This is a genomic window from Frigoribacterium sp. 2355 (genome assembly GCF_054060695.1).
This window is the reverse complement of record NZ_JBSSDL010000009.1, coordinates 42,467-53,430: the sequence shown is the minus strand read 5'-3', so window position 1 is coordinate 53,430 and position 10,964 is coordinate 42,467. Positions and strand designations below refer to the sequence as shown.

8 protein-coding genes are annotated in these 10,964 nt (G+C 71.8%); 2 read left to right on the top strand and 6 right to left on the bottom strand.

The features are described 5' to 3' along the window. Positions 1-41 precede the first annotated feature (41 nt). Complete coding sequence (locus tag ACVJ1F_RS11515; RefSeq protein WP_456886326.1) at positions 42-1,370, top strand: GNAT family N-acetyltransferase; 1,329 nt, start codon at positions 42-44, stop codon at positions 1,368-1,370. Between the two features lie 110 nt (positions 1,371-1,480). On the opposite strand, the gene ACVJ1F_RS11510 is transcribed toward ACVJ1F_RS11515, so the two are convergent. Genes ACVJ1F_RS11510 through ACVJ1F_RS11490 form a run of 5 tightly spaced genes read right to left on the bottom strand, consistent with a single transcriptional unit; the run spans position 1,481 to position 8,055 of the window. Next, complete coding sequence (locus tag ACVJ1F_RS11510; protein ID WP_056049700.1) at positions 1,481-2,662, bottom strand: glycoside hydrolase family 1 protein; 1,182 nt, start codon at positions 2,660-2,662, stop codon at positions 1,481-1,483. A 29-nt stretch (positions 2,663-2,691) separates the two neighbouring features. Next, positions 2,692-4,443 (bottom strand): ABC transporter ATP-binding protein, encoded by a 1,752-nt coding sequence (locus ACVJ1F_RS11505; protein WP_456886324.1) that lies wholly within the window; start codon positions 4,441-4,443, stop codon positions 2,692-2,694. Next, a complete protein-coding gene (locus tag ACVJ1F_RS11500; RefSeq protein WP_123570899.1) occupies positions 4,440-5,393 on the bottom strand; it encodes an ABC transporter permease in 954 nt (317 codons plus the stop codon). The genes ACVJ1F_RS11505 and ACVJ1F_RS11500 overlap by 4 nt, the downstream gene beginning before the upstream one ends. Then, positions 5,390-6,370: an ABC transporter permease gene (locus ACVJ1F_RS11495; protein ID WP_056049705.1), complete on the bottom strand. Its 981-nt coding sequence runs from the start codon at positions 6,368-6,370 to the stop codon at positions 5,390-5,392. The genes ACVJ1F_RS11500 and ACVJ1F_RS11495 overlap by 4 nt, the downstream gene beginning before the upstream one ends. Beyond that, positions 6,367-8,055 (bottom strand): ABC transporter substrate-binding protein, encoded by a 1,689-nt coding sequence (locus tag ACVJ1F_RS11490; protein WP_456886322.1) that lies wholly within the window; start codon positions 8,053-8,055, stop codon positions 6,367-6,369. The genes ACVJ1F_RS11495 and ACVJ1F_RS11490 overlap by 4 nt, the downstream gene beginning before the upstream one ends. Positions 8,056-8,265: 210 nt before the next feature. Between ACVJ1F_RS11490 and ACVJ1F_RS11485 the strand changes: the two genes are divergently transcribed. After that, positions 8,266-9,642 carry a globin domain-containing protein gene (locus tag ACVJ1F_RS11485; protein WP_456886320.1) on the top strand — a complete coding sequence of 459 codons (1,377 nt, stop codon included), beginning with the start codon at positions 8,266-8,268 and terminating at the stop codon, positions 9,640-9,642. 65 nt (positions 9,643-9,707) lie between these two features. Here ACVJ1F_RS11485 and ACVJ1F_RS11480 read toward each other — a convergent pair whose 3' ends face one another. Beyond that, positions 9,708-10,877, bottom strand: coding sequence for a LacI family DNA-binding transcriptional regulator (locus ACVJ1F_RS11480; protein ID WP_456886318.1), 1,170 nt, complete (start codon positions 10,875-10,877; stop codon positions 9,708-9,710). Between the last annotated feature and the right edge of the window lie 87 nt (positions 10,878-10,964).

The following is a 10,964-nucleotide window of genomic DNA, read 5'->3' as shown; positions in this document are numbered from 1 at the left end:
AGACCGACGACAACGTCGGCCGTCCTCCGTAGGCTGACCGGGTGAGCACCCTCGACGACGACTACGACCTCCGCACCTTCGCGGCCGCGCTCGACCCCGAGGCGAGCGACGACTCCCCGCGGGCCGACGTGGCGACCGCCGCCTGGGTCGACGCCGAGTCGATGGGCTTCCACGAACCGGCCGGCGACGACGACTCCCTCGGCCGTGCCGCGCGCCGCCTCGTCGCCGACGGGCGCCGCCTCACGGGCGTCTACCGCCGCGAGGCCACCCCCGGCTCGCTCGACGCCGAGGGTCGCCCCGTCGCCACCTTCGCGTCGTTCGACAAGACCCTGCACGTCGGCGGCGGCCGTCTGATCGACGCCGACCTGGTCGCCGGCGTCACCGTGCAACCGACCCACCGCCGCAAGGGCATCCTGCGTCGGATGATCACCGACGACCTCGCCCGCGCCAAGGCGGCCGGCACCCCGGTCGCCGCCCTCACCGCGAGCGAGGCGTCGATCTACCGGCGCTTCGGCTTCGGCGTGGGCGTCCGCGAGCGCACCGTCGAGGTCGACGTCCGTCGCGCGGGCGGCCTGCTCAGCGAGCCCGAGGGCAGCACCGAGCTCGTCACCACGGCCTCGCTCGCCGAGGTCGCCCCCGACGTCTTCGCCCGCTTCCACGTCCGCAGTCCCGGTTCCATCGACCGGCACGAAGGCGCCTGGAACCACGCCCTCGGCCGCGAGCGCGCCGACGGCACGCCCGACCCCGCCGTCCGCGCCGCGGTGCACCGCGACGCGACCGGCACCGTCGACGGCTACGTCACGTACCGGGTCGAGTCGGCCGGGGGCGGCCCCGGTTCCACCGGCGTCCAGACCCTCGTCGTCGTCGACCTCGTGGCCGCGACCGACGACGCCTACCTCGGCCTCTGGCAACTGCTGCTCGCGATCGACCTGGTCCGTGTCGTCCGGTACTCGAACGCCCCTCAGCACGACCCCCTGGCGCACGCGCTCGTCGACGGTCGCGCCCTGACCATCAGCCACGACGAGGACCACGTGTGGTTCCGCGTCCTCGACCCGGTCGCGGCCCTGCAGGCTCGCCCGTGGGCGGCCGACGGCGTCGTGACGATCGCGATCGGTGACGCGCTGGGCCACGCGGCCGGCACGTACCGGGTCACGAGCGAGGCAGGCGAGGCGACGGTGAAGAAGGCGGCCGTCCGCCGGGCCGACCTCGAACTCGACGTCGCGACGCTCGGCTCGCTCTGGCTCGGCGGCTCCGACCCGGTCACGCTGGCCGCGGCCGGTCTGGTCCGCGAGCGACGCAAGGGCGCCGTCCAGAAGTTCCGCGCCATGCTGCTGCCCGAGCGGCCGCTGCACGGCATCACCTACTTCTAGGCACGGCATCGGCCCCGGGGCCGAGACGCAGGAGGCGCGGGTCGGGTGACCCGCGCCTCCTGCGTTCTCGTGCGTCCCGCGCCGTCCCGGTCCGGCAGAGCCGGAGGGTGCTACGCCCGCGCCAGCCCGTTCGCGCGCGCGACCTCGCCGTACCAGCGGGCGCTCGGCTTCGGCGTCCGCTCGAAGGTGTCGCGGTCCCAGCCGATCAGGCCGAAGGTCGGGCGGAACCCGCTGGCCCACTCGTAGTTGTCGAGGGCGCTCCAGTGCTGGTAGCCGAGCACCTCGATGCCCTCGTCGATGGTGTCGTGGACGTGCTCGAGCGCACCCTGCGTGTAGGCGATGCGCCGGGTGTCGTCGGCGGTCGCGATGCCGTTCTCGGTGACCATGACGGGCACGTGGCCGGACAGCTCCCACGCGCTGCGGATGCCCTCGGCGGCGGCCGGCGGGTAGAACTCCCACCCGGTCAGCGTCGTCTCGAGCCCCTCGGCGACCGGCCGCGGCCCCTCGGGCCCGACGAAGGTCTGCGTGTAGGCCTGCACGCCGACGAAGTCGTCGCCCGCCGCCATCTCGCTGTACCAGTCGTCACGCACGTAGCCGTACTCGCGCGTCGCCTCGGCGGCACCCGGCTCGTCGACGGCCTTGAACGCCTGGGTGGCGACGGTCCAGCCCGACTTGATCCGAGGCAGCTGTGACAGCACCTCGCGGCTGCGCTTGTGCGAGGCGAGCAGGGCGTCGGCGACCTCGAGGTCGGGGTTCGGCAGTCCGTACGCGACGAGGTTCGAGGCGTCCTCCCCGCCGGCGAGCATCGCGGCGATGTTCGGTTCGTTGATGGTGCAGACGTACTCGACGCCCTCGGCGACGACGGGCAGGGCGAGCTCGGTGTACCGGGCGAACAGGTCGGCGGCGTCGGGTGCGCGCCAGAAGCCGTCGCGCTCGAACCAGCGCGGCACGGTGAAGTGCATCAGCGTGACGATCGGCTCGATGCCGAACTCGTGGCAGGTCTCGACCATGCGGCGGTAGTGAGCGATCTGCGCCTTGCTGACGACGCCGCGCTCGGGCTCGATGCGGGCCCACTCGATGCTGAAGCGGTAGCTGTTGAGCCCCAGCTCGGCGAGCAGGCGGATGTCGTCGCGGAACCGGTTGTAGCTGTCGGCCGCGTCACCGCTCGGTTCGACGATGGTCGTGCCCGGCGCGTGCTCGTGCACCCACCAGTTGCTGTTCACGTTGTTGCCCTCGATCTGGTGCGCCGCGGTCGCGGCACCCCACAGGAAGCCGTCGGGGAAGGTGAGCACAGGGGTCCTTTCGGAGGAGGTCGAGGAGTTCAGGAGGCGCGGTGCGTGCGGCGCGGGTTCGGCACCGCGTCGAGCAGCTTCACCGTGTACGGGTCGGTCGGCCGTTGGAGCACCTCGGCCGTGTGCCCCCGCTCGACCACGGCGCCCTGGTCGAGCACCATGATGTCGTCGGTGATCAGCCGGGCACTGAGCAGGTCGTGGGTGATGTAGAGCATCGAGACGCCCCACTGCTCGCGGAGGTCCTCGAGCAGCGCGAGCACGCCGGCCCGCAGCGAGACGTCGAGCATCGAGACGGGCTCGTCGGCGATGATCACCTGCGGGTCGCTCGCGAGGGCCCGGGCGATCACGACGCGTTGCCGCTGGCCACCCGACAGCTGGTGCGGCAGCTTGGCCGCGAACTGCTCGACCGGCGTCAGACCGACCGTCTCGAGCAGCTCGAGCACCCGACGCCGCGCCTCCTGACCGGTCAGGCCGGTGTAGTTCACGACGGGACGCGTGAGCGTGTACTCGACCGTGTGCAGCGGGTTCAGGGCGGCGTACGGGTCCTGGAAGACCATCTGCACGTCGCTGCGGAAGCTGCGCAGGGCGCGGCCGCGGAGCGCCGTGACGTCGGTGTCGCCGAACGTGACGCTGCCACTCGTCGGCTTCTCGACGCCCGTGACGAGCTTGGCGATCGTGCTCTTGCCCGAGCCGCTCTGCCCGACGAGGGCGAGCGACTGGCCCGGTTCGAGCGTGAACGACACGTCGCGGACGGCCCGCACGGGGTCGTCGCCCCGACGAGGAGGCGCGTAGGTCTTGGTCACGCCGCTCACGGTGATCGCGTGCTGCGCCGTGCGCTGGCCGCGCGTGGCGACGGTCGGCACCGAGGTCGTCGTGTCGACGCGGCGGTCGCCCCGGGCCCGACGGACCGAGCGGTCCTCGAACCCGGGCAGCGAGACGACCTCGGCGCGGGGGTCCGCGTAGTGCGACAGCAGCATCTTCGTGTAGTCGTCCTGCGGGTCGGCGAGCACGTCGGCCGAGCGCCCGTCCTCGACGATGCGACCCTCGTGCATCACGAGCACGCGCTGGGCCGACTCGAGCACGATCCCGAGGTCGTGGCTGATCAGGACGGCGGTGAAGCCCTCGCTCTGCTGCAGCGAGATGATCGTGTCCATCACGGCGTGCTGCACGAGCACGTCGAGCGCCGTGGTCGGCTCGTCGAAGACCATCAGCTGCGGCTCGAGCGACAGGGCGAGGGCGATCGAGACGCGCTGGCGCATGCCGCCCGACAGCTCGCCGGGGAACCGGGCGAGCACGCCCGCGTCGAGCTCGACCTTCGCGACCAGCTCGGCGGCGCGGCTGTGCCACCGGTCACGCGGCACGTGGCCGTGGGCCTTGAACACGTCGACGAAGTGGTTGCGGATCGTGCGCACCGGGTTCAACGCGTTCATGCCCGACTGCAGCACCATCGCGAAGCCGCCCTGACGCTGCTGACGCAGGGCCTCGGTGTCGAGGTCGCGGACGTCGGCACCGTCGAACCAGATGCTGCCGCCGCCGTTGGTGCGCGCCGGCGGCTTCTGCAGCCGGGTCAGCGCGTAGCCGAGCGTCGACTTGCCCGAGCCGGACTCGCCGACCAGGCCGACGAACTCGCCCCGCTTGAGCCGGAACGACACGTGGTCGACGGCCTGCACGGGCTCGGCGCCGGCGCTCTCGTAGACGACGCTGAGGTCGCGGACGTCGAGCAGCACGTCGTCGGACGACGAGGAGGCGCGGTCGGCGGTGGTGAGGTCCGTGGCGGTCACTTGCGCGCCTCCTTCTTCTGCTTCGCGCCTTCGCGAAGTCGAGGGTTGCCGACGGCGTCGACGCCGAAGTTGATCAGGGTCAGGCTCATCGCCAGCAGGGCGATGCAGAGGCCGGGCGCGAAGAGCAGGATCCACTGGCCGGTGAGCAGGGCGTTCGAGTTCTGGGCCCAGTAGAGGATCGTGCCCCAGCTGACGATCGACGAGTCGCCGAGCCCCAGGAACTCGAGGCCGGCCTCGGCGAGGATCGCACTGGTCGCGGCGCCGAAGAACGAGCCGGTGATCAGCGAGGTCATGTTGGGCAGGATCTCGCGGAACACGATGCGTCCCGCGCTCTCGCCCGAGAACCGTGCCGCCGTGACGAAGTCGCGCGAGCGCAGGGACTGCGTCTGGCTGCGCAGCACGCGGGCTCCCCACGCCCAGCCCGTGATGACGATCACCGCGAGGATCACGGTGATGCCGCCGTTCTGCAGGTAGGCCGCGATGACGATCATCAGGGGCAGACCGGGGATCACGAGGAACAGGTTGACGACGAAGCCGACGACGTCGCCGCCGAAGCCCTTCATGTAGCCCCAGCTGAGCCCGATCGCCACGGCGACCAGGGTCGACAGCACGCCCGCCACGACACCGACGAAGACGCTGATGCGGGCGCCGTAGATCAGTTGGCTGAGGACGTCCTCGCCGGCCGCCGTCGTGCCCATCCAGTGGGCCCAGCTGGCGTCGGCGTTGCGCTCGAAGCCGTTCTCGCTGGCGCCGTAGGGGGCGAGCAGCGGGGCGAAGATCGCGACGAGCACGAACACGCCGAAGATGACGACGCCGATCTTCGCCTTGGGGTTCGACCAGATGGTCGCGGCCATGCGGCCGATGGTGAGCCAGCGACTGGGCGCCTTCTGCTCGGCGGGCCCGGTGGGGGGCGCGCCTTCGGGCAGGTGGACGGACACGGTGGAGGTCATCGGCGGGTCCTTGGGTCGAGCACGCCGTACAAGATGTCGACGAGGAAGTTGGCGACGAGCACGCTGACCGTGATCATCAGGAAGAGGGCCTGCATCAGCGGGTAGTCCTGGCCGATGACGGCGTTGAACAGCAGGTAGCCGATGCCGGGGTAGCCGAACACCTGCTCGACGAGGATCGAGCCGCCGACCACGCCGCCCAGGGCGAGGCCGAAGCCGGTCAGGTTGGGCAGGATCGCGTTGCGGGCGGCGTAGCGCACGGCGACCGTGCGGCCCTTGAGCCCGTTGGCCTCGGCGAAGGTGACGTAGTCGTCGCCCAGCGTCGAGATCATCGCGTTGCGCATGCCGAGGATCCAGCCGCCGAGGCTCGTCAGCAGGATCGTGATCGCCGGGAGCACGGCGTGCTGCAGGGCGTCGCCGACGAAGGCCGGCGTGAACCCGGGCGTCGTCGTCGCGCCGTAGGCCCCCGTGGTGGGGAACCAGTGCAGCACGTAGCCCAGGAAGAACAGCAGCAGCAGAGCGGTCCAGAAGTACGGGAACGTGCTCATGAAGCTGCCCGACAGGGTGGGCAGCGAGTCGAGCCAGGTGCCGCGCTTCCAGGCCGCGGCGACCCCGATCAAGGTGCCGAGCACGAAGGCGATGATCGTGCAGACCCCGACGAGGATCAGCGTGAACGGCAGGGCCTGGCCGACCAGGTGGCCGACCGTCTCGGGGAAGAACGTGTAGCTCGTGCCGAAGTCCAGGCGCACGACCTGACCGAGGTAGCTGACGTACTGCTGGAGCACGTTGCCGCTCGGCACGCCGAGCTGGGCCTCGATGGCGGCGCGCGTCGCCGCGCTGACCGGGCCGTTCTGCGACAGCTTGGCGATCGCGGCGTCGGTCGGGCTGCCGGGCATCAACCGCGGCAGGATGAAGTTCAGCGTGACCGCCGCCCACAGGGTGAGCACGAACAGGCCGAGTTTCTGGGCTGCGTACTTCACTGGTCGCCCTCTTTCTGGTCGACGCGCGTGAGCTTCGTGAAGATCAGCAGCGGTGCCTGGTCGTAGTTCTGCGGTGCCATGTACGGGTTCTCGGCGGTGGGCCAGCCGGTGAACTTCGAGTCGTTGAACAGACCCCAGAGCCCGCCGTAGTAGAGGCCGATCACGGGCAGCTGGTCGTAGACGACGTTCTGCAACCGGTAGGCGTACTGCTTCTGCTGCTCGGGGTCGGTCGTGGCCTTCCAGTCGTCGAGCAGCTGGTCGACCGCCGGGTCGCTGAACCGCTCGAAGTTGGCCGCCGTGGTCTCGCCGACCGGGGTGGCGAACTGGCTGTTGAGCAGGTTGTTGTAGGCCTGGTAGACGTTGCCGTTGCCCATGCCGCCCATCGCCATGTCGAACTCGCCGTTCGCGATGGCCGACTGGTAGCCGGCCGGCTGGGGAGCCTGGATCTGCACGTCGATGCCGATCGCGCCCAACTGGCTCCGCACCTCCTGCACGGCCCGCAGCCAGTCGGTGTAGCCGTTGGCCGTCAGGATCGTGATCTTGAGCTGCTGGCCGTCGGGGCCGACCAGCTCGTCACCCTGCTGCGTGTAGCCCGACTGGGCGAACGCCGCGAGGGCGCCGTCGACGTCCTGCTCGAGGATGCCGGCGTTCGGGATCGACGGGTCGAGGTCGTCCTGCTGGTTGGGCAGGATGAGCCCGGTCTGACCGGCCGGCTCGAGGTAGCCCTCGGTGGCCGACTCGGCGATGGGGCCGCGGTCGAGCGCCAGGGCGATGCCACGACGCACGTTCACGTCGTCGAAGGGCGCCTTGGTGAGATTCGGCACGAGCCCGATCACGCCGCCCGGCGGGAACCAGAACTGGTTGTCGGGGCTGGCGGCACCCCAGGTGCCCTCGACGTCGCTGATGAACGAGTACGACCAGTCGTAACCGCGCGTGACGGTGTCGAGCTGGTTGTTCGTCGCGGGCAGGATCAGGTGACCGATCTCGATGGTGTCCGCCTGCCAGTAGGTCTCGTTCTTGTCCATCGAGTACTGCTGCGGCGAGTAGTTGCCGAGCGTGAACGGTCCGGTGCCCACCGGGTCGGGGTTGCGGAAGGTCGTGGGGTCGTCGACGTCCTTCCACAGGTGCTCGGGGACGATCGTCGTCTGACCGATGATCTCCATGGCCGGCACGTCGTCGGTCTGCAGGTGGAAGACCACGTGGTCGCCCTGCTGCTCGATCGTGTCGATGTGCTGCCACGCACCCTTGAGGTCGAGCGTGGGGTTCGCCTTGATGAGGTCGAACGTGTAGACCACGTCGGCCGGGGTCATGGGCGTGCCGTCGGACCACTCGACGCCGTCGCGGATCGTCATGTCGATCGAGCGCGCGTCGGGCAGGACGGTCTCGCTCGCGAGCCAGGGCGTGATCTCGCCGTCGAGCGGGTTGATCTCGAGCAGGGGCTCGTAGATCCAGGTCGAGGCCGTGCGCTTGTTCGTGAGGAACGGGTTGAAGTTGCGCTCGAACTGCGGGTTGCCCTTGTCGGCGTTGATCAGCATCGTGTCGGCCCCGATGCTGGGGTCGGGCTGGCTGCGGATCTGGATGCTGCAGCCGGTGGCCACGAGCACGGCGGCCGTGGCCGCTGCCAGGGCCGCGAGCGTGCGGAAGCGTCGGCGTGGGTGTCGCCGAGGGGGTGTCGCGTGCGTCATCGCCACGTTCTCTCATTCGTCGTCGAGGTGAGCTGGGCCCACTGTAAGCGCATACATCACAGGGACGCAAGTGGTCGGGCCCGTCGAGAGGACCCGAGGAGGCGCGAGGTCGTTCGACGCCGAGCCAACCGTCAGGGGATGCCAGGGCCCGCACGCCAGAATCGGCGTCGGGTGCCGGTCACGGCACCCCGGCCGACCGGAGGGACCCGCATGGCCAGCACGACGCAGCTGCGAGCGCTCCGCGCCTCGCTGCCCGTGGTCGCCGAGCGGGCGCACGACATCGCCGACGACTTCTACCGCCGGCTCTTCGCGACGCGACCCGATCTGCTGCGGGACCAGTTCAACCGGGGCGACCTCGCCCAGGGGCGGCAGCAGCGCGAGCTCGCCCGCACGATCGTGGCGCTCGCCCAGGCCGTCCTCGACGCGGCCCCGGGGTCGACGCGTGCCGCCGGTGGCGACCGGCACCGTGCCTCCTCGGGTGGTGGACCGTCCGGCGTCGACGGCGACTCCGACGCCGTCGGCCAGGCCGGGGCGCCGACCCTCGCACCGGCGACGCCCGGCGAGATCGTCTCGCGGTTGGCCCAGCGGCACGCGGCGCTCGGCGTCACCCGCGACGAGTACGACCTGTTCGAGCGGCACCTCGGCGACGCGTTCGCGGCCGCCCTCGGCCCCCGGCTCACGGCCGAGGTCGCCGACGCGTGGTCGGCCGTCTACCGGCAGGCCCGCGACGAGATGGTGACGACGGTCGAGGCGATCTACCGGCAGGCCGACCTCGAGCCGGGCGAGGAGTGGCGCGAGGCCCTCGTCACCGAACACCGCGTCGAGGCCGAGGACGTCGTCGCGCTCACCCTCGTCTCGGCCGACAGCGAGACGCTGCCGCGGTACCGTGCCGGCCAGTTCGCGTCGGTGCAGGTGCGGCTGCCCGACGGAGCCCGGCAGATCCGGCAGTACAGCCTGCGCGGCGGGCACGACGAGCAGTGGCGCATCAGCGCACGGCTGCTGGTCGGCGAACCGCCCGCCCCCGACGGCGAGGTCTCGTCGCACCTGATGCGCGAGCTGCGGGTGGGCGACGTGGTGAGCGTCTCGCCCCCGATCGGGTCGCTGACGATCGACGACCTCGACGACGCCCCGCTGCTGTTCGTCTCGGCGGGCATCGGCTGCACGCCCGTGCTCGGCATGCTCGACCACCTGGCCCGCACCGAGCCCGACCGCGTCGTGACGGTCCTGCACTTCGAGCGCACCCCCGAGCGGCACGCCCACCGCGTCGAGCTCGAGGCGCTGGTCGCGTCGATGCCGAACGCGACGCTGCGGGTCAGCTACACGCAGGGGTCGCTGTCGGCGCTCAGCGCGCTGGCCGAGGCGTCCATCGACGGGCCGGGGGTCTACCTCGACCCGATCGACCTGGCCCGGGTCGACCTCACCGCGTCGCACCGGGTGTTCCTGTGCGGGCCGGTGCCGTTCATGGCGATCGCCCAGGCGGCACTGATCGGGCACGGGGTCGACGCCGACCGCGTGCACTACTTCGTCTTCGGGCCGGACGACGGCAGCGTCACGGGTGCCGACACCGGGCAGCGCGGGCTCGGGTAGGCGCAGGCGGAGGCGCCGGCCGACTCGCGGGCGGAGGCGCGGGCGGGCTCGCGGGCGGGCCACGCTCAGAGCGTGGGGCAGCTCTCGCGGAGCAGCACCTCGACCGGGAGGGTGACCCGTTGCGCCGGTGCTCCCGGGTCGGTCAGTCGCCGGACGACCGTGCGGACGGCGATGCGGCCGAGCTCGCCCATCGGCTGACGCACCGTGGTGAGCCGGGGCCGGGAGAACCGGCCGGCGTCGATGCCGTCGAACCCCGTCACGAGCACGCGACCGGGCACGTCGACGCCCTGCTCGCCGAAGACGTCGAGGACGCCGAGGGCCGACTGGTCGTTCGCGCAGAGGACGGCTCCGGGCAGGTCACCGGCCTCGAGCAGGGCCGCCGCCGCGCGACGACCGCCGGCACGGGAGAACTCACCCGGCTCGACCCGGACCGTGACGCGCGCGCCGGCCGCGCGGTGCGCCTCGACGGCTCGGTCGAAACCGGCGTGACGGTCGAGCTCGTCGGGCGAGTCGGACGGTCCGGCGACGTAGGCGACGTCGCGCACCCCCCGGGACCCCAGCACGAAGTCGGTCAGGGCGTGCATGCCGGCGACGTTGTCGACGCCGACGTGGTCGAGGTCGTCGCCCGGTCGCGAGTCGGCGAGCACGACGACCGGGATGCGTCGTGCCACGTGCGCCAGCAGGTCGCCCGGCACCGTCTGGGCCAGCACCGCGAGCCCGTCGACCCGGCCCGCGATGTCGTTGACCATCACCTCGCGGCTCGACCCGCGCCCGGCGGCGACCATGAGGGCGAACCCCCGTCGCCAGGCCTCGACCTCGGCGCCGCGCAGCACCTCGTCGAAGTACAGGTTCGCCGGGTTCGACGCGTGGTCGACCCGAGGAGGCGCGGTGAGGGTCGCCGCGCCGCGGCCCGGGTCGACGACGGTCGGCGGGTCCGCCCGCTCGCGATCGTCGATCAGCGGGATGCGCGAGGCGTCCGACACCCGGGCCCAGTCGGGTTCGGGGCCGTCGATGCCGTCGTGGCCCGGCAGGAAGAGGCCGAGCACGCCCGTGCGTCGGCCGGCGAGGCCGCGGGCCGCGCCGCTCGGCACGTAGCCGAGGGCCCGCACCGACTCGAGCACCCGGCTGCGGGTCTCGGGGCGCACGTCGTCGGGACGGCGCAGCACCCTCGACACCGTCGCGATCGACACGTCGGCGTGGGCGGCCACGTCGTAGACGGTCGGGGCCTTGGTCACGAGAGGTCCTCCAGGAGGGCGGCGGCGGGTCGCGGACCATCCTAGGTCGGTCGGTGCCCGGGGCCGACCCGCACCTCCTGCCCCTGG

What these genes read in the sequence shown, in the direction of transcription:
- ACVJ1F_RS11500 (WP_123570899.1), bottom strand. Translation starts at nt 5,393, where the DNA reads ATGACCTCCACCGTGTCCGTCCACCTGCCCGAAGGCGCGCCCCCCACC.
- ACVJ1F_RS11490 (WP_456886322.1), bottom strand. Translation starts at nt 8,055, where the DNA reads ATGACGCACGCGACACCCCCTCGGCGACACCCACGCCGACGCTTCCGC.
- ACVJ1F_RS11485 (WP_456886320.1), top strand. Translation starts at nt 8,266, where the DNA reads ATGGCCAGCACGACGCAGCTGCGAGCGCTCCGCGCCTCGCTGCCCGTG.